This window comes from Kineococcus gynurae, assembly GCF_042433995.1.
Lineage (GTDB): Bacteria > Actinomycetota > Actinomycetes > Actinomycetales > Kineococcaceae > Kineococcus > Kineococcus gynurae.
In genome coordinates, this window is sequence record NZ_JBHLUI010000008.1 from 970,349 (window position 1) to 996,267 (window position 25,919).

At 74.3% G+C, this 25,919-nt stretch carries 18 protein-coding genes and 1 pseudogene; 9 read left to right on the plus strand and 10 right to left on the minus strand.

Annotated elements, in window-relative coordinates:
• Position 1 precedes the first annotated feature (1 nt).
• From ACFFKU_RS10945 to ACFFKU_RS10960, 4 genes and pseudogenes are all read left to right on the plus strand, one after another.
• Positions 2–2,588: pseudogene (locus ACFFKU_RS10945) on the plus strand (phosphoribosyltransferase).
• A gap of 5 nt (positions 2,589–2,593) precedes the next feature.
• Positions 2,594–3,421 (plus strand): HAD family hydrolase, encoded by an 828-nt coding sequence (locus ACFFKU_RS10950; RefSeq protein WP_380137847.1) that lies wholly within the window; start codon positions 2,594–2,596, stop codon positions 3,419–3,421.
• A 91-nt stretch (positions 3,422–3,512) separates the two neighbouring features.
• Positions 3,513–5,540, plus strand: a complete 2,028-nt coding sequence (locus ACFFKU_RS10955; RefSeq protein WP_380137849.1) for an aldo/keto reductase — start codon at positions 3,513–3,515, stop codon at positions 5,538–5,540.
• Positions 5,537–6,502: a LacI family DNA-binding transcriptional regulator gene (locus ACFFKU_RS10960; RefSeq protein WP_380137850.1), complete on the plus strand. Its 966-nt coding sequence runs from the start codon at positions 5,537–5,539 to the stop codon at positions 6,500–6,502. The genes ACFFKU_RS10955 and ACFFKU_RS10960 overlap by 4 nt, the downstream gene beginning before the upstream one ends.
• A gap of 13 nt (positions 6,503–6,515) precedes the next feature.
• On the opposite strand, the gene ACFFKU_RS10965 is transcribed toward ACFFKU_RS10960, so the two are convergent.
• Positions 6,516–8,186, minus strand: a complete 1,671-nt coding sequence (locus ACFFKU_RS10965) for a glycoside hydrolase family 13 protein (protein WP_380137851.1) — start codon at positions 8,184–8,186, stop codon at positions 6,516–6,518.
• 79 nt (positions 8,187–8,265) lie between these two features.
• Here ACFFKU_RS10965 and ACFFKU_RS10970 point away from each other — a divergent pair, with 79 nt between their 5' ends.
• Positions 8,266–9,498: an ROK family transcriptional regulator gene (locus tag ACFFKU_RS10970; protein WP_380137852.1), complete on the plus strand. Its 1,233-nt coding sequence runs from the start codon at positions 8,266–8,268 to the stop codon at positions 9,496–9,498.
• A 155-nt stretch (positions 9,499–9,653) separates the two neighbouring features.
• The gene (locus ACFFKU_RS10975; protein ID WP_380137853.1) at positions 9,654–10,841 is read left to right on the plus strand and encodes an alpha/beta hydrolase; all 1,188 of its coding nucleotides are present in this window, start codon (positions 9,654–9,656) and stop codon (positions 10,839–10,841) included.
• 34 nt (positions 10,842–10,875) lie between these two features.
• Here ACFFKU_RS10975 and ACFFKU_RS10980 read toward each other — a convergent pair whose 3' ends face one another.
• The 6 genes from ACFFKU_RS10980 to ACFFKU_RS11005 form a co-directional block, all read right to left on the minus strand.
• Entirely contained in the window at positions 10,876–11,295 is a 420-nt protein-coding gene (locus tag ACFFKU_RS10980; protein WP_380137855.1) for a DMP19 family protein, read from the minus strand.
• A 62-nt stretch (positions 11,296–11,357) separates the two neighbouring features.
• Positions 11,358–12,656, minus strand: coding sequence for an HNH endonuclease signature motif containing protein (locus tag ACFFKU_RS10985; protein ID WP_380137857.1), 1,299 nt, complete (start codon positions 12,654–12,656; stop codon positions 11,358–11,360).
• A 167-nt stretch (positions 12,657–12,823) separates the two neighbouring features.
• Positions 12,824–13,699 (minus strand): hypothetical protein, encoded by an 876-nt coding sequence (locus tag ACFFKU_RS10990; protein ID WP_380137858.1) that lies wholly within the window; start codon positions 13,697–13,699, stop codon positions 12,824–12,826.
• A gap of 122 nt (positions 13,700–13,821) precedes the next feature.
• Entirely contained in the window at positions 13,822–14,166 is a 345-nt protein-coding gene (locus ACFFKU_RS10995) for a PadR family transcriptional regulator (protein ID WP_380137860.1), read from the minus strand.
• A gap of 89 nt (positions 14,167–14,255) precedes the next feature.
• The gene (gene panB, locus ACFFKU_RS11000) at positions 14,256–15,143 is read right to left on the minus strand and encodes a 3-methyl-2-oxobutanoate hydroxymethyltransferase (RefSeq protein WP_380137862.1); all 888 of its coding nucleotides are present in this window, start codon (positions 15,141–15,143) and stop codon (positions 14,256–14,258) included.
• Complete coding sequence (locus ACFFKU_RS11005) at positions 15,071–16,897, minus strand: NAD+ synthase (RefSeq protein ID WP_380137864.1); 1,827 nt, start codon at positions 16,895–16,897, stop codon at positions 15,071–15,073. The genes panB and ACFFKU_RS11005 overlap by 73 nt, the downstream gene beginning before the upstream one ends.
• A 325-nt stretch (positions 16,898–17,222) precedes the next feature.
• Between ACFFKU_RS11005 and ACFFKU_RS11010 the strand changes: the two genes are divergently transcribed.
• The 3 genes from ACFFKU_RS11010 (at position 17,223) to ACFFKU_RS11020 (ending at position 22,638) form a co-directional block, all read left to right on the plus strand.
• The gene (locus ACFFKU_RS11010; RefSeq protein ID WP_380137865.1) at positions 17,223–18,566 is read left to right on the plus strand and encodes a glutamine synthetase family protein; all 1,344 of its coding nucleotides are present in this window, start codon (positions 17,223–17,225) and stop codon (positions 18,564–18,566) included.
• A gap of 106 nt (positions 18,567–18,672) precedes the next feature.
• Positions 18,673–21,843 (plus strand): bifunctional [glutamine synthetase] adenylyltransferase/[glutamine synthetase]-adenylyl-L-tyrosine phosphorylase, encoded by a 3,171-nt coding sequence (locus ACFFKU_RS11015; protein ID WP_380137866.1) that lies wholly within the window; start codon positions 18,673–18,675, stop codon positions 21,841–21,843.
• 33 nt (positions 21,844–21,876) lie between these two features.
• Positions 21,877–22,638, plus strand: a complete 762-nt coding sequence (locus ACFFKU_RS11020) for an IclR family transcriptional regulator (protein WP_380137867.1) — start codon at positions 21,877–21,879, stop codon at positions 22,636–22,638.
• Here the strand turns inward: ACFFKU_RS11020 and ACFFKU_RS11025 are convergent.
• From ACFFKU_RS11025 to ACFFKU_RS11035, 3 genes are read right to left on the minus strand one after another with little or no spacing between them, the layout of a single operon-like run.
• A complete protein-coding gene (locus ACFFKU_RS11025) occupies positions 22,624–22,977 on the minus strand; it encodes a hypothetical protein (RefSeq protein ID WP_380137868.1) in 354 nt (117 codons plus the stop codon). The genes ACFFKU_RS11020 and ACFFKU_RS11025 overlap by 15 nt on opposite strands.
• Positions 22,978–23,009: 32 nt before the next feature.
• On the minus strand, positions 23,010–24,347 hold the full coding sequence (locus ACFFKU_RS11030) for a TRAP transporter large permease subunit (RefSeq protein WP_380137869.1): 1,338 nt from the start codon (positions 24,345–24,347) through the stop codon (positions 23,010–23,012).
• A complete protein-coding gene (locus tag ACFFKU_RS11035; RefSeq protein WP_380137870.1) occupies positions 24,344–25,705 on the minus strand; it encodes an RraA family protein in 1,362 nt (453 codons plus the stop codon). The genes ACFFKU_RS11030 and ACFFKU_RS11035 overlap by 4 nt, the downstream gene beginning before the upstream one ends.
• Positions 25,706–25,919: the final 214 nt, after the last annotated feature.

Consider the following 25,919-nt stretch of genomic DNA (forward strand, 5'->3'; position numbering starts at 1 on the left):
GATGAGCGCCGAGCCCGGCTGGTCGGGCAGCTGGGTCCGGGACCGCGTGGGCATCCGCGTCACCACCGACGGCCCGGGGGTCGACGGTCTGGCCGCCGAGGACCTCGTCGGACTCGCGTTGCGCCGCAACCCCCGCCGGGTGCACCTGCTCGTCTCCCGCGTCCTCGGCAAGCACGTCCCCACCGATCCGCGCCTCGTGCGGGCCGCCGCGCTCCGGCTCGGCCGGTGCGTGGCCCGGGCCCTCACGGGGGACACCGACCCGCGCGGGGAGTCCGGGCCGGTCCCGCCCGGGTCCTGGGCGAGGGCCCTGGCCGGGGACGCCGCGGCCGCCGAGCAGGTCCTGCGGGCGGTCGAGGCCGGTCCCGCCCCGGCGGTCCCGGAGGCGCTCGTGCTGGGTTTCGCCGAGACCGCGACCGGTCTCGGGCACGGGGTGGCCGACGCGCTCGGCTGCGCCGTCCTGCACTCCACCCGGCGCGCGAGCCGCGGGCCCGGGTACACGGGTTTCGAGGAGGAGCACTCCCACGCGACGGGGCACCGGCTGGTACCCACCGACCCCGACGTCCTCGCGGCGCTGGCCGACCCGTCGACGCCGCTCGTCCTCGTCGACGACGAGCTCACCACCGGCCGGACGGTGGCCAACACCGTCCGCGCCCTGCACGCCCTCACCCCCCGACGGCGCTACGTCGTCGCCGGCCTCGTCGACGCCCGCGGGCCGGCCGACGTCGCCGGCACCGCCGCGCTGGCCGCCGAGCTCGGCACCCGGATCGACGTCGTGAGCCTGGCCCGCATCCGGGTGGAGCTGCCGGACGACGTCGTCCTTCGCGCGGAGGAGGTGCTCGCCGCCGCCGACCCGGCACCGGTCCCGCACGCCGACCCGGCGCAGGGGACCCCGTCGGAGCGGGAGCCGCTGGGGGAGCGGATCGAGCTGCCGCGCAGCGGGTCCGGCCCGCTCTCCGGCCGCGCCGGCATGAGCGCCGGGTCGGCGCGGGCGCTGCTCGCGGCCGCGCCCGGATGGGCCGAGGAGCTGCACCGGCACGTCGGGAGCGGTGAGGTGCTGGTCCTCGGCAGCGAGGAGTTGATCCACGCGCCCCTGGTCCTCGCGACCGAGCTGGCCCGTCGGCACGACGCCCCGGTGCGGTTCTCCACCACGACCCGCTCGCCGGTCCTCACCGTGGCCGACCCCGGCTACGCGCTGCGGTCCTCGGTGGCCTTCGCCAGCACCGACGCCACCATCGACGGTCCGGGGACCCGGTACGCGCACAACGTCCCCCGGCCCGGGGGGTGGCCCACGATCGTCCTCGTCGTCGACCCCGGCCACGACCCCGGCGCACTCATCGCCCCCGACGGCCCGCTCGCCGCGCTGCGACGCCACGCCGGTCGCGTCCTCCTCCTCGTCCTGCCCGACACCCCGGAAGGTCTCCATGCCTCGTCCTGACGGGCTGCCGCCCGCACTGACCGGCCCCACGTTCGGCAGCTACCCCGCCGCGGACGTGCAGTGGCTGCTGACCGACCTCTCCGACGCCGCCCTCGAGGCGCCCGCCGAGGAGCGGGAGGAGGCCATCCAGTCCGGGGGCGCGCACTACGCCGAGTCGCTCCCGGTGGAGTACCAACCGAGCGAGGCGTACCAGGCGTTGTTCGCCGACGCCCTGCGCCGCAGCGCCCGGCGCGTGGCGCTCGCCGTCGGGGTCGTCGCCGAACTGCTGGCCCGCGAACGCGGGCCGCAGCTCGTGCTCGCCTCCCTCGCCCGCGCCGGGACCCCGGTCGGGATCCTGCTGCGCCGGTGGGCGGCCGAGCGGTGGCGCCTGGACTGGCCGCACCGCTCGGTCTCGATCGTCCGCGGTCGGGGGATCGACCAGGTCGCCCTGCGGTGGTTGGCCGCCCACCACGACCCGACCGCCGTGGTCTTCGTCGACGGCTGGACGGGCAAGGGCGCCATCGTGCGCGAACTCTCCGCGGCCCTCGACGCCTCGGGCATCCCGGGTTTCTCCGACGACCTCGCGGTGCTGGCCGACCCCGGGCACTGCGTCCGGACGTTCGGGACGCGGGCGGACTTCCTCATCCCCTCGGCCTGCCTGAACTCCACGGTGTCGGGACTGGTGTCGCGGACCGTGCTGAACACGGACCTCCTGCGCCCCGGGCAGTTCCACGGGGCGAAGTTCTACGCCGACCTCGCCCCGGTGGACGTCTCGGTCGCGTTCCTCGACGCCGTCGCGGCCGAGTTCGACGCCGTCGCGGCCGAGGCGGCCACGGCGGCCGACGCCGTGCAACGCGCTGAGCGGGAACCGACGTTCTCGGGATGGGTCGCGGTGGAAAGGATTTCGACGGTCTACGGCATCGACGACGTGAACCTGGTGAAACCCGGGGTGGGGGAGACGACCCGCGTCCTGCTCCGGCGCATCCCCTGGCGGGTGCTGGTGCGTCCCGAGGCCGAGCTCGACGCCCCCGACGACCTCGCCCACGTGCGGTTGCTGGCCGAGCAGCGCGGTGTCGCGGTCGAGGAGGTCCCGGGTCTGGCCTACTCGGCCGTGGGGCTGATCCACCCCCGTTGGACGCGCGGGGCGACCGGGGCCGACGGGAAGGCGGTCTGAGAACCATGCTGCTCGCGGCCTCCGACCTCGACCAGACCCTCATCTTCTCGTCGCGCTCGGCCCGGGCCGAGACCCGCTCGCTGGTGCCGGTGGAGCGCTACCGCGACGCCGACATCTCCTGGGTGACCCCGACCGCCTGGCACTCGCTGGCCGCTCTCGTGCGCACCGGGCGGTTCGTGCCGGTGACCACCCGCACGCCCGAGCAGTACCTGCGGGTGCGCTGGCCCGGGCGGCCCCCCGAGCACGCGGTGACCGCCAACGGCGGGATTATCCTGCGCCACGGCGTCCCCGACCCCGACTGGACCGCCGCGGTGACCGCCCGGGTCGGCGCCGGGGCCCCCGTCGAGGAGGTCGCCGGGCGGTTGCGCGACCTGACGGCGGACCTGCAGGCCGCGGTCCCCGGTTCCGCGGACCCCACCGTGCGGGTCGTGCCGGGGCTGTTCGCCTACGCCGTGCTGCGCGAGGGGCAGCGCCCCGTGCTGGAAGGGGCCCGTCTCGGAGAGCTCACCGCTGAGCTGCTGGACCTCGGCTACGCCTGCTCCCTGCAGGGGCGCAAGCTGTACGCCGTCCCCGTGGGGGTGACCAAGTCGGCCGCGGTCGGCGAGCTGGTCGACCGCTGCGGGGCCGCGGGGTTCGTGGCCGCCGGGGACTCCCTGCTCGACGTGGACCTGCTCCGGGCCGCCCGCGCCTCGCGCCGACCGCGCCACGGCGAGCTGTTCCTGACCGGCGCCGACGTCGCGGGCAGCGAGCTCACCGCCGCGGCCGGGGCCGCGGCGGGGGAGGAGATCGCCGCCTGGTTGCTGGGCTGCGTGGAGGGCGGCCTCGAGCGCTGAGCGGGTGGTCCGGCCCCCGCCGGGGTGCCGTCCCGGGAGTGCGTCGGGTAGCGTCGTGAACGTTCACGGTCCACGTCGCGAAGGAGCCTCCGTGTCCGAGCAGTCCCCGGTGACCACCCCGTCCGCCCCCGCCCGCCCGGGGCCGTCCCGGTGGGCCGTCCTCGGACCCGGCGCGATCGCCCGTCGGTTCGCCACCCAGCTGCGTGCCGTTCCCGGGGCGAGCCTGGTGGGGGTGGGCAGCTCGGACGCCGCCCGGGCCCGGGAGTTCGCCGCCGAGTTCGCGACGCCCGACGCCGTCGTCGGCGGGTACGCCGAGGTCCTGGCCTCCCCCGAGGTCGAGGCGGTCTACGTCGCCACCGTGCACACCGCCCACGCCCGGCTGGTCCTGGCCGCGATCGAGGCCGGCAAGCACGTGCTCTGCGAGAAGCCGATGAGCCCGAACCACGGCACGACCATGGCCGTCGTCGACGCCGCGCGCCGGGCCGGGGTCACGCTGGTCGAGGGGTACATGTACCTGCACCACCCGCAGATGCAGGCTCTGCTCGAGCACGTCCGCGCGGGCACCGTCGGGACGGTGCAGCACGTCGACGCCGGCTTCGCCTTCGACACCGGCAGCCGGGAGGGTCGGTTGTTCGACGTCGACGTGGCCGGCGGCGGGATCCTCGACGTCGGGGGGTACCCGGTCTCGGCCGCCCGCGCCGTGGCCGCGGCCGCGCTCGGCCGACCCGCGGAGGTGCGCGGCCTGGAGGCCGTCGGCACCCTCGGCCCCACCGGGGTCGACGAGTGGACCGCCGCCCGCCTCACCCTGGACGGCGGGATCTCGGCCCATGTGCGCTGCGGGGTGCGCGCCCACGACCCGCACACGCTGGTCGTGCACGGCAGCAAGGGATCCCTGACGCTGTCCGACCCGTGGACGGTACGGCTGGAACCGACCCTCACCGTGGCCGTGGTCGGGACCGACCCCGTCGTGCAGACCTGGGACCCCGAGGCCCCGGAGAACCTGCCCTACGCGCTGGAGGCCCGTGACCTGTTCGCGGCGACCCCGCCGTTCTCGCTGGAGGACTCCCTCGCGACCGCGGCCGTCCTCGACCGCTGGCGCGCCGCCATCGAGCTGCGCTACCCGTTCGAGGCCGAGACCGCCGACATCCCGACCGTGTCCGGAGCGCCCCTGCGGCGCAGCGACTCCGCGGTGATGACCTACGGGAGCATCCCCGGCCTGGACAAGCCCGTCTCGCGCCTGGTCATGGGGTGCGACAACCAGCCCGACCTCGCCCACGCCTCCGCGGTCTTCGACGCCTACGTCGAGGCCGGCGGCAACACCTTCGACACCGCCTGGATCTACGGGATGGGTGAGTACGAGCAGCGGTTCGGGCGGTGGCTCACCAACCGGGGGATCCGTGACGAGGTCGTCGTCATCGTCAAGGGGGCGCACACGCCCTACTGCGACCCGGAGTCGCTGTCCCGGCAGTTCCAGGAGTCCCTGGAGCGGCAGGGTCTCGACCACGCCGACATCTACATGATGCACCGCGACGACGAGTCGGTGCCGGTCGGCGAGTTCGTCGACGTGCTCGACGAGCACGCCCGCGCCGGCCGCATGACCGTGTTCGGAGGGTCGAACTGGAGCGCCGAGCGTTTCGACGCGGCCAACGAGTACGCCCGGCGGAACGGGCGGCAGGGTTTCTCGGTGCTGTCCAATCACTTCGGGCTGGCCCAGGCCTACGACGTGCCGTGGGCCGGGTGCCGGCACATGACCGACCCCGCCGACAAGCAGTGGCTGGTGGAGCGCGGCATCCCGCTGCTGCCGTGGTCGTCGCAGGCCCGGGGTTTCTTCGCCCGCGCCGACGAGGCCGACCGCAGCGACGCCGAACTCGTGCGCTGCTACTACAGCCCCGAGAACTTCGAGCGGTTGCGTCGGGCCCGGGCCCTGGGGGCCGAGCTCGGCGTCCCGGCGACCGCGGTGGCGCTGGCCTTCGTCCTGGCCCAGCCGTTCCCCACGTTCGCGTTGTTCGGGCCCCGCACGGTGGCCGAGACCCGCTCGTCGCTGACCGGCCTCGGGGTCGAGCTGACCCCGGAGCAGGTGCGTTGGCTGGACCTGGAGACGGGTCGGGACCAGGCGTGAACCCGGCCCCGCGGCGGGCGGCGACGATCCTCGACGTCGCCGCCGCCGCGGGCGTTTCGCGGCAGACGGTGACCCGGGCCCTGCACGAGATGCCCGGCATCGCCGTCGCCACCCGGGAACGGGTGCTCGCGGCGGCCGCCGAGCTCGACTACCGCCCCTCGCGTTTCGGGCGGGGACTGGTCAAGCCGGGGGCCCGCACGCTCGGCCTGCTCGTGGCCGACCTGGCCAACCCCTACTACCCCGAACTGGCCTCCCGGGTGCTGCGGGAGGCGGGCGCGGCCGGGTGGCACGTGGTGCTGGCCGAACCAGGTACCAGCGACGTCGTGGAGACGGGGGTCGACGCGGTCCTGAGTTTCACCGGGCGCGCGTTCGTCGCCCCCCGCGGGGCGCCCAACCTGCCCGTCGTCGAGGTCGGGGTCGAACCCGACCGGGCGGACTGCCCGGGCTGCCCGACCTCCCGCCACGCCCGGGTCCGCCTCGACCTGGCCCCGGCCGTGCACGCGGCCGTCGCGCACCTGGTGGCGGCCGGGGTGCGTTCCCCCGTCCTGCACGAGGCCCGGGGCCGGAGCACCCCGTCGCGCCGGGTCGGGTTGTTCCGCGACGCCTTCGCGGCCGCCGGGATCCCGGTCCGGGTCGTCCCGGCCGGGACCGCGACCCCCGCCGGGAGCGACGCGGTGGTCGCCTTCAACGACGTCGGTGCGTTCGGGGTCCTGCGCGAACTCCGGCAGGCCGGGGTCGCCGTGCCCGAGTCGGTCCGGGTGGTGGGGGTGGACGGGTTGACCATCGGCCGCTACGTCACCCCGCGGCCCTCGACCCTGGCCCTGGACATGGCCGAGGTCGCGACGGTCGCCCTGGAGCAGGTGTTCGCCCTGGCCGAGGGGCGGGCGTCGGCATCCGGGACGACGGAACGGTGCCCGACCCGTCGGGTCGAGCACCGTTTCGTCGTCGGCGAATCGGGGTGACCCCCCGGGGGACTCAGGCGGTGGTCTCCTGCAGCCACACCGTCGTCTCGCCGGGCAGGTCGCCGGCCGCGGCGTCCAACGGGCCGCTGGCGAGCAGGACCCGACCCTCGGGGAGGGCGACGGGCCCGGTGCCGAAGTTGGTCACCGACACCCAGCCGCCGGGGCGACGGAACGCGACGACGTCGCCCGCGGTCTCCAGGAACTCCAGGTGCTCCGAGGTCTGCAGCTTCGCCCGCAGGGCCAACGCCTCGCGGTAGAAGGACAGGGTCGAGGTCGGGTCGGCGTCCTGCGACGCGGCGGCGTACCGGCCGAACCATTCCGGCTGCGGCAGGTGCGGGGTCCCGCCGAACCCGAAGGACCCCGCCTCGGTGGTCCAGGGGAGCGGGACGCGACACCCGTCACGACCCTTGATCTTGCCCTCGGTGCGCAGCCAGGTCGGGTCCTGCAGGTCGTCGGCGGGGATGTCGGCGACCTCGGGCAGGCCGAGCTCCTCCCCCTGGTAGAGGTACGTGCTGCCCGGGAGGGCGAGTGCGAGCGCGGTCGCCGCCCGCGCCCGACGCAGCCCCTGCACGTCGTCGGGACGGGGGTCGGTCCCCCCGCTCATCAGCCAGTCGTTCTCGTCGACGTCGGCCGGCAGGGCGTAGCGGCTCGCGTGCCGGATCTTGTCGTGGTTGGAGAACACCCACGTCGAGGACGCCCCCGAGCGCGCGGCCAGGTCGAGGTTCTCCTCGATGATGGTGCGGAACTGCGACGCGTCGAAGGAGGCCTCGAGCAGGTCGAAGTTGAACGCCTGACCGAGCCCCTCGGGGGAGGCGTAGCGGGGCCGGCGGTGCGCCGGGACCCACGCCTCGGCGACCGCCATCCGCGGCGGGTCGTACTCGTCGAACACCTGACGCCATTCGGCGTAGATCTCGTGGACCTCGTCGCGGTCCATCATGCGGTGCTCACCGTCGGGGGCGGTGTGCGACTCGTAGTTCATGGTCTCCGGCAGCGGTTCGCTGAGGTCCTTGGTCAGCGCGTGCGCGACGTCGACGCGGAAACCGTCGACGCCACGGTCGGACCAGAACCGCAGGGTCTTCAGGAAGTCGTCCCGGACCTCGCGGTTGTCCCAGTTCCAGTCCGGCTGCTCGGGCGCGAAGATGTGCAGGTACCACTCGCCGTCCCCGACCGGTTCCCACGTCGGGCCGCCGAACATCGCGGTCCAGTCGGTGGGCGGCAGCTCGCCGTTCTCGCCCCGGCCGTGGCGGAAGATGTAGCGGTCGCGCTCGGGCGAACCAGGGGCGGCGGCCAGCGCGGCCCGGAACCACTCGTGCCGGTCGGAGGAGTGGTTGGGGACGATGTCGACGATGAGCCGGATCCCGGCGGCCTTGAGCGCGGCCTGCATCTCGTCGAAGTCGGCCAGGGTGCCGATCTTCGGGTCCACGTCGCGGTAGTCGTCGACGTCGTAACCGCCGTCGGCCAGGGCCGAGGGGTAGAACGGGCTGAGCCAGACCGCGTCCACACCCAGCCGCTGCAGGTAGCCGACCCGCGACGTGATGCCCTTCAGGTCACCGATGCCGTCGCCGTTGTCGTCGCCGAACGAGCGGGGGTAGATCTGGTAGACGACGGCCTGCCGCCACCAGTTGGCGTCCTTGCTCGCGTCGGTCGTGCCGACCACGGTGTCGGGGTTCTGCACGGTGCTCACGGCGTCCTTCCGGGTCCTGCGGGACCGGTCTCGGGGGGATTGTTCAGCGGTTGAATCTAACCGTGCCTAGACTAACCCCGTGACCATCCAGGGCGTCAACGGGGAGCCTGTCGCCGTCACCCCGAAGGCGGTCCCGTGGAGCGCGCGCAGCGTGCGCGACGCCAACGCCCGTGCCGTCCTCGACCACATCTGGTCCGCCGAGGACGCCCAGGACGCCGACGACGAGTCCCCGGCCGTCACCGCGACGGACCTGATCGGGGCGACGGGTCTGTCCCGGGCCACCGTCCACGACGTCTGCGACGAGCTGCTCGGGGCAGGGTGGCTCGACGAGCAGCGCACCCCGGAACCCGGTCGTGGCCAGGGCCGGCCCCCGCGGCGCTACCGGTTGGCGGCTTCGGCCGGCATCGTCGTCGGGGTCGACGCGGGCGAGCACCGGGTCGCCGCCCACGTCGTGGACCTGCGCGGGCGCCCGGTCGCACCCGCCGTCTCCGTGCGCCGGCGTCCCCTCGACGCCGAGGACCGGGTGCGGATCGTCGCGGAGTGCGTGGAGCGGGCGCTGGCGCCCGTCCCGCTGTCCCCCCTGGCCGTGGCCGTCGGGGTGCCCGCGCCCGTGGGGGAGGACAGTCGCACCGCCTTCCGCGGCAACTCCTACTGGGAGGTGATGAACCCCCACCTCGCCGAGCGGCTGGCCGAACGGGGGTGGCGCACCGTCGTCGACAACGACGCCAACCTCGCCGCGCTGGCCGAGCACTGGACCGGGCACGCCCGCGGCAGCCGGCACTCGGTGACCCTGCTCGCCGGGGAACGCTTCGGGGCCGGGGTCCTGGAGGGGGGACGGGTCCTGCGGGGAGCGCACGGCGGGGTCGGCGAGATGCGCGTGCTCGACATCGTCGCCGGGGTCGGGCGCCCCGACGGGATCGCCAAGGTGCTCAGGGAGGAACTCGTCGCCGCCGGGCGGCGTGATCCCGACGTGGAGGCGGTGCTGCGGGCCGCGGCCGCGGGTGATCCCGACGCGCTGGCCGCCACGGCGGGGGTGGCCGACCGGTTGTCGCGCGTGCTGGCGACCCTCACCTCCCTCTTCGACACCGACCTGGTGATCGTCGCGGGGGCCGTCGCCGGGTCGGCGACCTCGGTGGTCGAGCGCGCGGCCGAGAACCTCTCCCGCTTCCTCGACCCGCCGCTGCCGCGCGTCGTCACCTCCGACCTGGGCCCGGACGTCGTGGCGCTCGGGGCGGTGAAGCGGGCCCTCGACCTCGTCCGCGCCCACGCGCTGCAGCTCCGCCTGAGCCCGCCCAGGGTGACGACGGGCTGAGGCCCGGGGTCGGGGACGCCGATCGCGCCCGTCCTCGACGACCGTGACCTCGCGCCTCGACGGCCCCCGGCTGAACGGGGGACATCCGCCCGCTGCTGGAATCGAGGCCGCGACCGGTTCGTTCCGTGGACGTGGATCGAGCAGCGCGGGTGCCGATGGAGTGGCTGATCGGGCGGGACGGCCACGTCGTCGACCGCCCCGTCCAGCCGGGCGGGCACGGTTCCTTCCCGCTGCACTACGTCCGCACCGGGCCCCGCGGCCGGCTGCCCGTGCTGGTCGTCCCGGGCGGTCCCGGTCTCGCGTCGTTCCTGCCCTACCGCGGGTTCCGTCGGGCCGCGGTCCGTCGCGGGCTGGACGTGCTGATGGTCGAGCACCGCGGGGTCGGGCTCTCGCGCCGGGACCACGGGGGGCGGGACCTGCCCGTCGAGGCGGTCACGGTGGCGAACGTCGTGGACGACCTGGCGGCGGTCCTCGACCACGCGGGCGTGGCCCAGGCGGTCGTCTACGGATCCTCCTACGGGACGTACCTCGCGCAGGGTTTCGGCGTCCGCCACCCGGCCCGCGTGGCGGCGATGGTGCTCGACTCGCCGATCCTGGGTGTCGAGGGCGACCTGGCGCTGAACCGCGCGTTCCGGCGCCGGGCCTTCTGGGACGGTGGGACGCCGGCGACGCGCCGGGTGGCCGAGGCTGTCCGGAACCTGATCCGCGCGGGCGTCCCCGCGGCGGAGGTGGGTCACGTGGTGCAGGTGGCCCACGAGTTCGCCGGGCCGGAGGCCCTGCTCCGTCTTCTGCAGGCCCGGGCTCGCGGACGAGCGGGACGGCTGTGGCGGGGACTCGCCCGCCTGGGGGTCGAGGAGGTCGAGGGGACCGGCGTCCCCTACCTGATGGAACCGGACCTGGTGCGCGACATCGCCTTCCGTGAGCTCGGGTTCGGCCTGCCGGCGGACGGCCTGCCCCTGGACCCGCAGGCGAGCCTGACCGGCGGCGGATCCTGGCCCGCGTTCAAGGCGGAGCCGTTCGACCTCGCCTCCGCCCTGCCGGGTTTCGACTGGCCGGTGGTGGTCCTGAGCGGGGAGCGCGACCTGCGCACCCCGCGGCCCGTGGCGCAGCGCATCGTCGACCTCGCCCCGCACGGCGTCCTGGTGCCGCTGGCGGACACCGGGCACAGCGCCCTGGACGCGCATCAGCGGGCGGCGATCCTCGTCGCCGGGGCGACGGTGGCCGGGACGACGGACCGCCTGCCCGGGCTGGCCCCGCGGATCGCCTCGCTACCCCGCCGTGGTGCGTCGCGCTGGCTCGGGGTAGGCATCGCCGCCGCCGTCCGCGCCGCCACCCTGCGCTGAACCGACGAGTCCGGAGATCGACCTCCGGGTGCGTTCACCCGGCAGGCACGATCTCGGTCTGCCGCCGGGCCACCGCGGCCTCGAGACGCTCCTGCCCGGCGGTCGCGAAGAACTCCCGGTCCAACTCATCCCAGAGTTCCGCGTCGGCATCGGAGAGCTCCTCGTACCCCGTCGGACGGAAGCGCAGGTAGGCCTCGCGCGCCCGGACGACCAGGTCGGCCGCGTCGTCGAGCCCCAGCCACCGGAAGCCGTCGACCGCGTCGTCGAGCGTGTCGAGACGGTCGTCGAAGAACAGGTTCTCGACGCCGCCCCCGACGAGACCGCCGTTCAGCGAGATCCCGTGGAGGGAGAGGACCGCACCGAGGTGCCGCAGGCCGACGGGTCGTGCCGCGTCGTGGGTTTCGTAGGCCCTGATGGCGGCATCGTTCAGCGCGTCGAGCAACGGGGTTTCCACGGTTCGTCTCCTTGCTCGTCCTGGAAAGGTTCTGGGGGTCGCGGGACGGGGGGACGGCGGGGTCACGCCGCCTCGGGTCGTCGTCGGCGCCTGTCGTGGAAGCGGTGGTGGTAGCGGGGTCGTTGCCGGGGGTCGATGCGGGTGGGTGGGGTGAGGTAGGCGATCCTGTGCTCGTCGAGGGTCACGGTCCAGCCGCGGGCGTGGACGTCGTGGTGGTGGCGGGAGCAGAGCAGGACGAGGTTGTCCAGGTCGGTGGGACCGCCTTCGGCCCAGTGCCGGATGTGGTGGGCTTCGGTGTGGGCGGGGGGCCGGTCGCAGCCGGGGAACACGCAGCCCCCGTCACGGACCCTCAGGGCCCGCCGTTGTCCTGGTGATGCGGCGCGGATCGTGCGGCCCAGGTCGAGGGGTTCACCGGAGCCGGCGAGGACGGCGGGCACGAGGCCCGCGTCGCAGGCCATCCGGCGGACGGTGGTGATGGGCAGGTCCTCGGTCCACTCCGTGGCCCCGCTTCCGGTGCCGTTCTTCAGGTCCTGCCAGGCGATGGTGACCAGGAGGGTGGTCGGGGAGCCCTGGGTGGTGGTGGCGCCCATCGCGGTCTGGGCCATGCGGACGAGGGCCTGTCCACGGCGCTGGGCCGGACTCAGGCGCTCGTCGGGGTTGTCGGGGCCGTCGGGGTCGTCGGGGACGGTGAAGGCGTTGAGGGCGGTGGTGAGGATCGCCGCGCCTTCGGTGTCGAGTTCGCCGGTGAGGACGCTGATGCCGCCGGTGGTCTGGGCGAGGGCGAGGGCGAGGGCGAGGGTGAGGGTGCGGGTGTCGGGGTCGTCGGCGCGGTGGGTGTCGGTGGGGGTGAGGGTGAGGCGCAGGTGGGTGGCGACGCGGGCCAGGGCGTGGGGGTCGAGGTGGTGGGCCTGGGCGGTGAGGATCTCCTCGGCCTGCTGCAGCGAGGCGGGGTCGGCCCCGTGGGCGCGCAGGCCGGTGAGGCAGCGGTGCAGCATGCGGGCGTGGCCGGCGTGGACCTGTCCGGCGGCCCAGGCGGTCGCGAGGGCGGTGAGTTCTCCGGCGGTGAGGGCGGTGGCCACGGCGAGGGTGGCTTTGGCCTCGCCCGGGCTGGTGCCGGTGGTGGTGAGCCAGGTGCGGGTGTCGCGGTGGCCGAGGCGGCGTGCGGCGCCGGTGGCCTCGATGTCGGCGATGAGGGTGGTGTCGTGGTGTTCGAGGCGGGCGATCGTTGCGCGGAGGGTGGCGTGGCGGGCGAGTTTGCCGGCGTCGTCCAGCTGCCACGGTTCGGTGGTGTCGAGCTCGTCGGCGAGGGCCCGCAGCGCGTCACCCAGTGTGGGCTGGGGGGCGATGGGGGCGGTGTCCATACCCATGATCGTAGCCGTCGGAAGGCCGGCGGGAATCACCGGAAGGTAGTTCTTCCGTTGCGGGGCAACGGTTCTGGCTGCGGGTGGAGTGGCTCCGTGGGGATGGTCCCACCCGCCTCCGACATGAACCCGACAGCGTCCACAGCCCCCGGTCGTCCCAGCAGTTCTCAGGTGGACACCGACCCCGAGGCCGAGCGCCGACCGAGCGTGAGACCGAGCAGAACCAGGAGCGGGATCCCGATCAGGCCGGAGACGACGAGGAGGGCTTGGGGGAGGTCTCCGACCGCCGTGCTGAGGGCAAGAAGGGCGGCGTAGGGGTAGGCGCTCACGACCAGGGCGAGCAACCAGCTGCTTCCGGTGAAGGCAGCACCTACTGCCACCAGGCAGGCCACGGCGATAAGCAGCAGCAGCTGCGAGACGAGGAGGGTGAGACCGTCGGAACGGTAGAAGTAGGTGGTCGGGTCGAGCGACGCGGACGACGAATTCAGCGCCTGCATGCCGCCCAGAAGTCCCACGAGCAGAACCCAGCCGAAGACAAGCCACCCCCGGGGGCCCGGCCGGCGCGAGGGGTGCCCGATGGTCGACAGGATGGCGGCAACGCTGAGGGGGGCCAGGACGAAGACAGGGGGGTGGGGAACGACGCGCGCGACTGCGAGAACGATCATGGTGCCGGCAGCGGCGGCGGACAACAGGCGACCCCACCGAGCTCTCCCGGCCACGACCGCCACGAGGGCAAGGATCCAGGCTCCGTAGGGGAGGATCCCTGCGGTCTGCAGCAGGGGTGGACCTGACGTGTCCGGTCCGCCGAACGAAGGCATGGCACGGCCGGGCCAGGCGATCTCGCCGAAGACCAGCGCGACGGTGCTGACCACCGCACCGAGGAGGACGCTGAGATAGGCGATCCGGTCACGCACCCCCGTCGGCAAGACCGCGAACATCGACTCCCAGCGCGTCGCCAAGCCCTGGGTCACCAGGTTCAGCTGCAGGGTTCGCGGGGGAAGCCTTCCGGGGCCGGTCGAGGCGTCGCGCACGTCGTACAGCACGGCCAGGATCTCCTCCTCCCGGTCGTGGCGCCACCGTCTCGGGTAGCACCTGAGCAGCAGACGGCACCGGGCCGCCCATGCGTCGTCGCCGGGGTGCGTCCCCCCAGAGGCGGGAAGGCTGGTCACGGGGTCGCCTCCTGAGGGCGGGCAAGGGTGCGGAGGCGGCGGGTGGCGGCGGCGACGTTGGCGCGCAGACGTTCCGTCTCGACCCGCAGCCCCTGAACTCCGGCCGGAGTCAACGCGTAGGACCGTCGTAGCCGGCCGTCGACGACCTCCTCGCTGTGCCGGGCGATCAATCCCTCTTCGGCGAGTCGGTCGAGGATTCCGTACAGAGAGCCCGGTTTGAGGCGCACCCGACCGTTGGAGAGCCTCTCGATCTCCGTCAGCAAGGCGTAACCGTGCTGCGGCCCGCCGGCGAGAGCGGTCAGCAGGAGGAAGGTCGGTTCGCGCATCTCCGGAGGCGGCATGATCGGAACTATAGTCAATCAGCCTGAATATACAAGTGTCCTGACTGTCGAGGGTGGTTCGTGCGAGGGGGCCGGCGCGGGCCGAGGGGTCAGAAGGAGTGCTCGGGCCCCGGGAAGGTTCCGGCCCGGACGTCCTCGGCGTAGGCGCGGGCGGCGTCGCCGAGCGTGGTCCGCAGATCGGCGTACCGCTTGACGAAGCGGGGGGTCCGCCCGCCGGTGAGGCCCGCGAAGTCCTGCCAGACCAGCACCTGGGCGTCGGTCCCGGCGCCGGCGCCGATCCCCACGGTGGGGATCCGCAGTTCGTCGGTGACCGCGGCGGCGAGGTCGGCCGGGACCATCTCGAGCACCACCGAGAACGCACCGGCGGCCTGCACGGCCACGGCGTCGGCGCGCAGCGCGTCGGCGGCGTCCCCCCGACCCTGCACGCGGTACCCCCCGAGGGCGTGCTCGGCCTGGGGGGTGAACCCGATGTGGCCCATCACCGGGATCCCGGCATCGACCAGGGCACGGATGCGGGAGGCGCTGCGCACCCCGCCCTCCAGCTTGACGGCGTGCACCCCGGCCTCCTTGAGGAAGCGCACCCCGGCCGCCACGGCGTCGGTGTCGGAGGCCTCGTAGGAACCGAACGGGAGGTCGGCGACGACCAGGGCGTGCGGGGCACCGACCACGACCGCCCGCGCCAGCGGGACGAGGTCGTCGACGGTCACCGGCAGCGTCGTGGCGTGCCCGAAGACGGTGCCGCCCGCCGAGTCGCCGACCAGCAACGCCGGGACACCGGCCTCGTCGAACACCTGCGCGGTGAGCACGTCGTAGCTCGTGAGCATCGACCACTTCTCGCCGCGGTCGGTCATCTCCTGCAGGTGGTGGACCCGGGTCCGACGCCGAGGGGCGGGCGGGGTGACGCTCACCGCTGCACCTCCGGGTCCTCCACCAGCAGGGCCGAACCCGGGTCGGCCGCGGCGGCGGGTTCGCGCCACCGGCTGGAGATGGGCAGCCGACGGTCGCGGCCGAACGCCTTGAACGAGATCTTGGGGCCGGGCGCGAACTGACGGCGCTTCCATTCGGCCCGGTCCACCAGCGTCACCACCGAGTCGACGGTCTCGGCGTCGAAGCCGGCCGCGAGCATCTGGGCGCGACCCCGGTCGCCCTCGACGTAGTCCTCGATGATCGCGTCGAGGACGGCGTAGTCGGGCAGGGAGTCCTGGTCGGTCTGGCCGGGGCGCAGCTCGGCCGACGGGGGTTTGCTGATGGTGTTCTCGGGGATCGGGGGGACCTCGCCGCGCGCCTCGGCGTCGGCGTTGCGCCAGCGGGACAGCTCCCACACCAGGGTCTTCGGGACGTCCTTGAGAGGGGCGAAACCCCCGACGGAGTCGCCGTAGAGGGTCGAGTACCCGACCGCGAGCTCGGACTTGTTCGACGTCGCCAGGGTGAGGTGCCCCTCCTGGTTGGCCAGCCCCATCAGGGTCGTCCCCCGCACGCGCGCCTGCAGGTTCTCCTCGGCCACCCCGTGCAGCGGCACGTTGGCCAGGAACGCCTCGACCATCGGCCCGATCGGTTGCACCCGGTAGTGCAGACCGGTCCGGTCGGCGAGGTCGGCGGCGTCACCGAGGGAGTGCTCGGAGGAGTAGGCGGAGGGCAGGGCGATCCCGTGGACGTTCTCGGCGCCGAGGGCGTCCACGGCCAGCGAGGCGACCAGCGCGGAGTCGATCCCGCCCGACAACCCCAGCACGACGGAGCGGAACCCGTTCTTGCGCACGTAGTCGCGCAGGCCGAGCACGAGGGCGGCGTGCACGTCGGCGACGTCGGGCAGGGGGTGCGACAGCGGCGCCGGGAGGGCCTCGTAGGGCGCCACCGCGTCCGGGGTGACGACGACCCGGCGGACCCCCTCCTCCCAGCTGGGAGCCGTGTCGGCGGTCGCCAGGTCGAGGTCGACGACGAGGAGGTGCTCGACGAACTGCGGCCCCCGGGCCAGCACGCCGCCGTCCGCACCCACCACCAGCGAGTCGCCGTCGAAGATCAGCTCGTCCTGCCCGCCGACCGCGTTCACGTAGGCGACGGGGCAACCCGCCTCCCGGGCCCGGCGGGCGACGAGCTCGAGGCGCACGTCGTCCTTGTTGCGCTCGTAGGGGGAGGCGTTGAGCACCAGCAGGAGGCCCGCGGCGGCGTCGCCGACGCTGCGCACCGGCCCGCCGTCCTGCCAGAGGTCCTCGCAGACGGCGACGGCCACGTCGACCCCGTGCACCCGCACGATGAGCAGCTCGTCGCCCGGGGCGAAGATCCGGTACTCGTCGAAGACCCCGTAGTTGGGCAGGTGGTGCTTGGCGTAGCGGCCGACCACGCGGCCGCCGTGCAGGACGGCGGCGCAGTTCTGCGGCAGGTCCCGCCCGCCTCCGTTGCGCGGGCCGCGCTCGGCGGCCCGGGCCCGGTCGTGGGTCCGCTCGGACCGCTCGACGCGGTCGACGTAGCCGACGACGACGGTCAGGTCACCGTGGCCGTCGTCGGCGATCTCGGCGGCCAACCGGCCCAGGGCGGCCCGGGAGGCGTCCACGAAACTGCTGCGCAGCGCCAGGTCCTCCACCGGGTAGCCGGTGACGGCGGTCTCGGGGAAGACGACCAGGTGGGCCCCGGCCCGCGCCGCGGCGCCCACCTGCTCGCGCAGGACCCGGACGTTGCCGTCGAGGTCGCCGACGGTGGTGTCGATCTGGGACAGGGCGACCCGCAGCTGTGGCATGGCGCCACCTTAGGGCGCGGCCCCGACACGACCCCGACCCAGCGACCGGACCTCGCGACCGGACCTCGCGACCGGACCGAGCGACCCGGCCCGGCGACCCGACCCGGCGACCAGACCCGGCGACCAGACCCGGGACCCGACCCACCCCCTCGGTCCCCGGTCGCCGACCCGCCCCCGCCCCGGCACGCGCCCCGGGGGCGCGATGCGCGAGGATGCCCGCAGGGCCCGATCCGGCCCGGTGCGGGCCGCCCGCGTCGGGCTCCGGAGCGACGCCCGCCGGTCCCGCGTGCGGGAGCAGGCTCGACCAGCGACGGGAAGGGTGTTCATGGACCGCCAGCAGGAGTTCGTGCTCCGGACGCTCGAGGAGCGCGACATCCGGTTCATCCGGCTCTGGTTCACCGACGTCATCGGCACGCTCAAGTCCGTCGCGATCGCCCCCGCCGAGCTCGAGCAGGCGTTCAGCGAGGGGATCGGTTTCGACGGGTCCGCCATCGAGGGGCTCTCCCGCGTCACCGAGTCCGACATGCTGCTGCAGCCGGACCCCTCGACCTTCCAGGTCCTGCCCTGGCGCAGCGACGGCGAGCACCAGGGGACCGCCCGGATGTTCTGCGACATCCTCACCCCCGACGGTCAGCCGGCCCGGTCGGACCCGCGGCACGTCCTCAAGCGCGCGCTCGACCGCGCGGCCCAGCACGGCTTCACCTTCTACACGCACCCCGAGATCGAGTTCTACCTGTTCGAGGGGCCCCTGCAGCGCGGGGCGGAGCCGGTGCCCGTCGACTACGTCGGGTACTTCGACAACTTCCCGGGCGGGACCACCCACGACTTCCGGCGCAGCGCCATCTCGGTGCTGGAGAGCATGGGCATCTCGGTGGAGTTCAGCCACCACGAGGGCGGTCCGGGGCAGAACGAGATCGACCTCCGCTACGCCGACGCCCTGACCACCGCGGACAACATCATGACGTTCCGCACGGTCCTCAAGGAGGTCGCCGGCGAGATGGGCCTGTTCGCGAGCTTCATGCCCAAACCCCTGCCGGGGCAGCCCGGCTCGGGCATGCACACGCACCTCTCGCTCTTCGACGGCGACGCCAACGCCTTCTACGAGGCCGGGGCGGAGTACCAGCTGAGCACCGTCGGGCGGCAGTTCATCGCCGGGATCCTCCGCCACGCCCCCGAGATCACCGCGGTGACCAACCAGTTCGTGAACTCCTACAAACGGTTGTGGGCCGGGGGCGAGGCCCCGAACTACATCTGCTGGGGGCACAACAACCGCTCGGCCCTCATCCGGGTGCCGATGTACAAGCCGAACAAGGCCCAGTCGGTGCGCGCCGAGTACCGCGCGCTGGACTCCTCGGCCAACCCCTACCTCGCGTTCGCGGTGCTGCTCAGCGCCGGGTTGCGCGGCATCGAGCAGAACTACGAGCTCCCCGACGGCGCGGAGGACGACGTCTGGGCGCTCACCGACGCCGAGCGTCGCGCGATGGGCATCGAGCCGATGCCGCAGAGCCTGGAGCACGCCATCGCGATCATGGAGGACTCCGAGCTGGTCGCGGAGACCCTGGGGGAGGGCGTCTTCGACTTCTTCCTGCGCAACAAGCGGCAGGAGTGGGCGGACTACCGCGCCCAGGTCACCCCGTTCGAGCTCCAGCGGTACCTCCCCCTCCTCTGAGCGGACGGGGCGCGGGCGTGCGCGGCCACGGGGAGCCGACGGGGACGGGCGGGTCGGGCGAGCCCGGGTCGGCCCGCGCCCGGGGAGACGGCGGGGAGGCGGGTCGATGAGCCCGGAACCGACGGCGGGGCGGCGGGAGTCGCTGCCCGGGCTGCTCGCCCGCATCGGTTTCACCGACGTGGCCCGGGCCGAACGGCTGCTGCAGGACCGCGCGCTGACCGACGTGCTCGGGGCGGACCCGTCGACGGTCCGGACCGGGCTGGTCAAGGCGTTGGGTCGCACGGCCGACCCGGACCGGGCCCTGCTCGGGCTGATCCGGTGGCTGGAGGCGCTGGGCGCCGGGCTGGACCGGGGGTCGGCCCCCGTCGAGGTCGAGAACCTGGCCGCGGCCGTCAACCTCGTCCGCGGCGGGGACCACCACGACGGCGTCGGCACCCGGACCCGGCTGCTGGCGGTGCTGGGCGGGTCCGTCGCACTGGGCGACCACCTCGCCCGCCACCCGGGGCACTGGACGGTGCTGGCTTCCGCCACCGCCCCCGACGCCGGGGAGCTGCGCGCGGAGCTGCTGCGGGCCGTCGGGGCCGACCCGTCGGACCCTGTCCCGGTCGCCGCCCCGGTCGCCGTCCCGGCCGCCGTCGCGAGCGCCGCTGCGGCGGTGACCTCCGGGGCCGACGCCGCGGACGCCCTCAAGATCGCCTACCGCCGGCGGCTGCTGGGGCTGGCCGGGCGGGATCTGGCCGCCCCGGACCCGGCGGCCGTGCTCGACGTCACCGCCCGCGAGCTCGCCGACCTGGCGGCCGCGGCCCTGGAGGGGGCGCTGGCCGTCGCCCGCGCCGAGCAGCCCGACCACGGCCGCGACGCCCGCATGGTGGTCGTGGCCATGGGCAAGACCGGTGGGCGGGAACTGAACTACATCTCCGACGTCGACGTCGTCTACGTCGTCGAACCGGCCGGGGACGCCGCGGTCGACGCCGCCCTGGCCACCGGGACGAGACTCGCGGTGGGGTTGCAGCGGGTGTGCTCCGCCCCGACCGCGGAGGGCAGCCTCTGGGAGGTCGACCCGGCGCTGCGGCCCGAGGGGAAGGCGGGGCCGCTGGTCCGCACCCTGGCCTCGCACCTGGAGTACTACCGGCGCTGGGCGAGCACCTGGGAGTTCCAGGCGCTGCTGAAGGCCCGGCCCGTCGCGGGGGACCTGGAACTCGGCTGGGCGTACGTCGACGCGCTGGCTCCGCTGGTGTGGAGCGCGGGGGAACGGGAGAACTTCGTCGCCGACGTGCAGGCCATGCGGCGACGGGTGGAATCCCTCATCCCGTCCAAGGAGGCCGACCGGCAGCTGAAGCTCGGTCGGGGTGGGTTGCGCGACGTCGAGTTCAGCATCCAGCTCCTGCAGATGGTCCACGGCCGCAGCGATCCCCGATTGCGCGAGAGCGCGAACACCTTGGACGCCCTGGACATCCTCGCCGCCTACGGTTACGTGGGGCGCAAGGACGCCGGGGAGTTCGAGCACCACTACCGGACCCTGCGCGCCCTGGAGCACCGCAACCAGGTCTACCGGATGCGGCGCACGCACGTGCTGCCGACGAAGGAGAGCGACCTGCGGCGGCTGGGCCGGGCGATGATGCTGCGCGAGAACCCGGTGCAGGCGCTCGACGAGGTGTGGCGCTCGACCCGGCGCGACGTGCGCCGCCTGCACGAGAAACTGTTCTACCGGCCGCTGCTGTCGGCGGTCGCCCGGTTGCCGCAGGACCAGGCCCGCCTCGACGACCGGTTGAGCCTGGCTGCGGCGGGGGAGCGGTTGGCCGCGCTCGGCTACCGCGATCCCAAGGGTGCCCTGCGCCACCTCGAGGCCCTCACCTCGGGCGTCTCGCGACGGGCCAGCATCCAGCGCACCCTGCTGCCCGTCGTGCTCGGATGGCTGGCCGACGGGGCCGACCCCGACGCCGGGTTGCTGGCCTACCGGCAGGTCTCGGAGGCCCTGGCCGGGACGCAGTGGTACCTGACGATGCTGCGCGACGGAGGCGTCGCCGCTGAACGCCTGGCGATGGTCCTCTCGGCCGCCCGGATGCCGGTGGAACTGCTGCTGAAGAGCCCGGAGGCGGTCGCGGTCCTGGCCGACGACGACCGGTTGGCTCCCTACTCCGTCGACGAGATCCTGGAGTCGGCGGCGATGGCCGCCGACCGGCGCACCGATGCGGAGTCCGCCGTGGTCGCGGCCCGGGCCGTGCGCCGCCGGGAACTGTTCCGCACGGTCGTGGCCGACCTGGTGGGGGTCCGCGACCTGCCGGGGGTCGGGCACGCGCTGGCCGACGCCGACCAGGCCGTGCTGGAGGTCGCCCTGCGGGTGAGCACGGGCGTCGTCGAACGGGAGACCGGCGCCCCCCTGCCGACCCGCCTGCTGGTCGTGGGGATGGGACGGCTCGGCGGTCGGGAGACCGGGTACGGCTCCGACGCCGACGTCCTGTTCGTGCACGACCCCCTGCCGGGGGTGGACGAGACCGAGGCGCAGAAGGCGGCGCTGGCGGTCGTCGGAGAGCTGCGTCGGCAGCTGGCGGCCTCCGGTCCGGAACCCGCGCTCGAGGTCGACGCCGACCTGCGTCCCGAGGGCCGCAACGGCCCGCTCGTGCGCTCCCTGGCCAGCTACCAGGCCTACTACGAGCGGTGGTCGCAACCCTGGGAGGCGCAGGCGCTGCTGCGCGCCCGCCCGGTCGCGGGGGACCTCCTGGACCACCCCGACCGTCGGGACGGCGGTTCTCTCGCCGCCCGGTTCCTGCGCCTGGTCGACCCGCTGCGCTGGCCCGCGGACGGGTTGTCCGAGAGCGACCTGCGCGAGATCCGGCGCATCAAGGCGCGCGTCGAGGCCGAACGGCTGCCGCGCGGCGCGGACCCGAAACGGCACCTGAAGCTCGGCCCGGGCAGCACGTCGGACGTGGAGTGGACCGCCCAGCTGCTGCAGCTGCAGCACGCCGCGGCGCACCCCGCGCTGCGTTCGCCCTCGACGCGCCAGGTGCTGCTCGCGGCCGTGGAGGCCGGGCTGCTGGCCGCCGAGGACGGTGAGGTCCTGGTGTCCTCCTGGGAGTTCGTATCCCGCGCCCGCAACGCCGTCACGTTGTGGAAGGGGCGCTCCGCCGGTTCGCTGCCGACGCAGTACCGCGACCTGGAGGGGGTCTCGCGCCTGATGGGTTCCGAGCCGGGGCGGGCGGCGGACTTCGAGGAGACCTACCTGCGGACGACTCGACGGTGCCGCGGGGTGGTGGAACGTGTCTTCTACGGCCGCTGATCCCGTGGACCGGGGGTAGGGGAGGATCAGGGCATGCCCGACGCGAGTTCCCCCATGCGGTCCCTGGACCGCAGCCTCGACGTGCTCGACGTGCTGCAACGCGCCGGAGGTCCGTTGCGGCTCAGCGACGTCGCCGAACGGGCCGGGTTGACGCTCCCCACCGCCTCCCGCATCCTCGCCGCCCTCCAGGCGCGCGGGTACGTCGCGGCCGAGGGGCGACGGTTCCGCCCCGGGCCCTCGGTCCTGGCGATGGCCCACTCCTTCCTGATCAGCGACCCCCTGGTGGCGGCCGCCCGCCCGGTCATGCAGGAACTCTCCGCCAGCACGGGGCTCACGTCCTCGCTCTACGAGCGGGTGGGTTTCGACCGGGTCCTGGTCGCGCGGGTCGACGGCCGGGCCCCGCTGCGCTACGAACTCCCCATCGGCCGGCGACTCCCGCTGCACCTCGGGGCGGGCAAGGCGATCGCGGTGGACCTCGACGAGGACGGTCTGGTGGGTCTGGCCGACCACCTGGGCCGCCACCCGGACCCCAGCGGCGTCCCGTTCTCCCGCGAAGCCCTCGTGGACGATCTCGACGCGTTGCGGCGCAACGGCTACCACATCAGCAGTGGGGAGCGGGCGGTCGGTGTGGTCGCCCTCAGCGTGCCGGTACGAACCCCCGCCGGAGAACTCCTGGGCGCGCTGTCGGTGGCGGCGCCGGAGGAGGCGGTCGACGTGGAGGAACTCCGCGGCCGGGCCGCCGAGCTTAACCGGGCGGCCTACGCGATCGCGGAGTCGCACTCACGCGGTCGGTGAGGCCCCCGGCCGCCGCGAACCGCCCGGGGTGAGGGCGTCCGGGCCCGCACCGTGCTCGACCGTGCGCGGGCCGGGCTCCCCGCCGGTGGTCGTCGCGTCGGTGGCCTCCTGCGCGTCCTCGTCGTGCCCCGATCCGCCCCGGTAGCTGAGGGCGAACGCGAGGATCCCGGCGATGCTCGCCGCGACGAAGGTGGGTGGGCCGATCGTGTCGGAGACGGTGGCGAGCCACTCGCCGCGCCCGAGCACGAGGGCCACGACCTGGCTGCCGACGATCAGTCCGCCGCCGAGGAGGAGGAGGGCGACCGACAGGGTGAAGATGAACTGCACGACGGATCTCATGGGTTTCTCGCCTTCGAGAAGAGGGGCGGAGGTCAGACCGGCAGGACGCCGAGGGTGATGAGCACGCCGATCGCGAGGATCGGCAGGCAGAAGTAGCCGATCAACGGCTTGAAGGTCTTGGCCGGGTCGACCCCGGCGATCCCGCTGGCCACGTAGATCGGCGCGGCCGAGGGCGGCGAGGCGCCCTCGGTGGAGGCGAAGACCAGGACGGCGGAGGCCGCGACCGGCGCGGGCACGCCGGCCCCGACGAGGGTGGCGACGGCGACCGGGCCGATGGCGGCCATGGTCGCAGACCCGGTCAGCGGGATGGCCACGGCGACGACGAGGACGCCGACGGCGAGGGCGAGCAACCACAGCGGGGCGTCGATCCGACCGAGCAGCGAGCTCAGCTGGGCGGGCAGGCCCAGCGCGGCCAGGGCCTCCGAGGCGGAGAACGCGCCGACGATGGTCACCCCGACGACACCGATGCGGGGCGCGCTGCTGCCGAGCAGCGACCACCACTGCGCCGGCCGCTTCGGCAGGACGTCGCGGCCGAGGTAGGCGACGAGGCCGACGAGCAGGACGGGGATCCAGACGACCAGGCTGACGCTGTCGGCGACGTCGACCCCGGCCCACCCGGCCAGCGCGCGACCGGTCGGCCCGAGCGTGAGAAGCACCGGCACCGCGATGGCGACGAGGAGCAGGAGCGACGTCCAGCCCGCGCGGAAGGTCTGCCGGGCGGGTCGGAGGTCGGCCGGGTCCATCGCCTGGATGCCGTGCCGACGCACGATGATGAAGGCCGCGACCAACCGGTAGAGCAGGCACCAGAGTCCGGCCACCAGCAGCGGGATGACGATCTCCTCGGCCGACATCAGCTGCGACACACCGGCCGACCCGACCAGGATGAACATGGTGCCGCTGAACGGGAAGGTGATCCCCATCCCGGCGCAGCCCGCGACGACGGTGGCCGACATGGCCGGGCTGACGCCCGAGCGCTTCATCCACGGCACGGTGATGGAGCCGACCGCGGCGGTGACCGCGGCCCCGATGTGGGCGATGGAGGCGAACGCGCCGCCGCCGAGGATGGACGTGTAGACGGGGCCGCCGCGGACCCGTCCGAGCATCGAGTTGAGGATGTCGATGAGGCGGGTCAGCAGCGGGGTCCGCCCCATCAGGTGGCTGGCCACGACGAAGGCGATCGCCGCGTAGGTGACCTGCTCCTGCATGGCCTCGCTCACCGACTCGACCAGGACGGCGGGGGCGTGCGCCCCGGCGAAGGCCACGCTGACGAGCAGCCCGACGATCATGGCCTCGCCGATGTTCCGCTTGAGCACCGCGTTCCACACGATGATCGAGGTGATGTAGGCCAGCAGGGCCCAGATGGCGATCACCGGGCCACCGCCCCGTCGAGGATGAGCTGCCGACGGCGGGTCTCGTCGGCCTGGATCGCGAGGGCGGCCTCCAGCGTGGCCCGGGCCTCCGCGGCGGGGACGATGGCCACGCCGTCGGCGTCGGCGACCACGAGGTCCCCGGCGGTGACGACGACCCCGCCGACGGACACGGGACGCCCGACCCGGCTGGGGCCGTGCTTGTACGGCCCGGCGGGCGAGGAACCGATCGCCCAGACCGGGAATCCGATCTCCCGCAGGACGTCGACGTCGCGCACGGCCCCGTCGATCACCATGCCGCGCACCCCGAGGGCCTTGGCCCGTTCGGCGATGAGTTCGCCCATGAGCGCCCGGTCCGGGTCGCCGTGACCGTCGATCACGAGCACGTCACCGGGGCGGGCCCGGTCGAGGGCGGCGTGGATCCCGCTGTTCTCGCCCTGGCTGCAGTAGACGGGCAGGGCCCGCCCGACCACGGTGGCCCCGGGCCAGACGGCCCGGATCCGACCGGCCAGGACACCGGTGCGCTCGCGGGCGTCACCGACGTTGGCGACCGGGACGCGGGCGTAGGCCGCGAGGAGCTCGTCCTCGAGCAGACCCGGGTCGCTCGCGGCGGTCCGGTGCACGTCGGCGGCGGCCAGCGTCATGGTCGGGGTGACGCCGAGGGCGCGCAGCATCTCCGCCGCGGCCTGCGACTCCGCGCTGCGCCGGAGGCCGTGCTTGACGGTGCCGGCGGCCAGCCGGTCGGTCCAGGCCCCGCCCCCCGCGAGCTGCGCGGACACCTGCCCGTGGACCCAGTCCAGGTCCCCGGCCGCGTCCCCGGCCGCGAGGGTCTCCACGATCAGGGCCCCCAGTCCCTTGAGGAACACGCTGCGCAGGAGCTTGCGACGGGCGGCGGCGCCCGCGGGAGCGTCGAGGACCTCGACGGACGCCCCGAGACCACGGAACAGCTCGGCGGTGACCGGGGCCCCCGGTCCGGAGACGACGAGGGCGGTGCGGGCCCCGTGGTCGGGGACGGAACCGATGACCGCGACGTCGCCGAACAGCGCACCGCTGCTCGCGAGCACGTCGGCCAGGCGCTCCTTGAGCTCGGGCGAGGCGGAGTTCATCTCCGCGACGACGGTGCCGGGTCGCAGCCCTGACCGGGCCTGCTCCAGCACGGTCTGCGCGTGCCGGGCGCCGGTGAGGCAGAGGACGACGTCGGCCCCGGCCACCGCGGCGGCCGGCGACGGGGACCGGCGGACCCCGTCGGGGGTCGGGACGTCGGCCGGGTCGACGCCGACGACGTCGTGGCCGGCGTCGAGGAACGCGCGGGCGTACAGGGTGCCCGCTTCACCCAGGCCGAGGACGGCGACGGTGGTCATGGACTACTCCTTCGTAGTTTCACAGTATGGAAGTAACTTGCGCGCTCCATAAGTGTGCGGACGATCGGGGGGTTCGGTCAAGACCGGATGCGGGTTCTCGCGTGGTCGTGGCGCCCGCCCGACCCGGCCGACAGACCCTGGGGCGTGGGGCGTGCAGGGAAATTCCTTGATCACGGGGGGATGGGGGGTGGCGGCCCTCTGCGTACCGCCCGAG

Bases quoted from the DNA above. Each gene is read 5' to 3' on its own strand.
- ACFFKU_RS10985 (WP_380137857.1), bottom strand. From the start codon at position 12,656: ATGGACACCGCCCCCATCGCCCCCCAGCCCACACTGGGTGACGCGCTG.
- ACFFKU_RS11010 (WP_380137865.1), top strand. From the start codon at position 17,223: ATGGACCGCCAGCAGGAGTTCGTGCTCCGGACGCTCGAGGAGCGCGAC.
- ACFFKU_RS10950 (WP_380137847.1), top strand. From the start codon at position 2,594: ATGCTGCTCGCGGCCTCCGACCTCGACCAGACCCTCATCTTCTCGTCG.
- ACFFKU_RS11020 (WP_380137867.1), top strand. From the start codon at position 21,877: ATGCCCGACGCGAGTTCCCCCATGCGGTCCCTGGACCGCAGCCTCGAC.
- ACFFKU_RS11005 (WP_380137864.1), bottom strand. From the start codon at position 16,897: ATGCCACAGCTGCGGGTCGCCCTGTCCCAGATCGACACCACCGTCGGC.
- ACFFKU_RS11025 (WP_380137868.1), bottom strand. From the start codon at position 22,977: ATGAGATCCGTCGTGCAGTTCATCTTCACCCTGTCGGTCGCCCTCCTC.
- ACFFKU_RS11015 (WP_380137866.1), top strand. From the start codon at position 18,673: ATGAGCCCGGAACCGACGGCGGGGCGGCGGGAGTCGCTGCCCGGGCTG.
- ACFFKU_RS10995 (WP_380137860.1), bottom strand. From the start codon at position 14,166: ATGCCGCCTCCGGAGATGCGCGAACCGACCTTCCTCCTGCTGACCGCT.
- ACFFKU_RS10975 (WP_380137853.1), top strand. From the start codon at position 9,654: ATGGAGTGGCTGATCGGGCGGGACGGCCACGTCGTCGACCGCCCCGTC.
- ACFFKU_RS11035 (WP_380137870.1), bottom strand. From the start codon at position 25,705: ATGACCACCGTCGCCGTCCTCGGCCTGGGTGAAGCGGGCACCCTGTAC.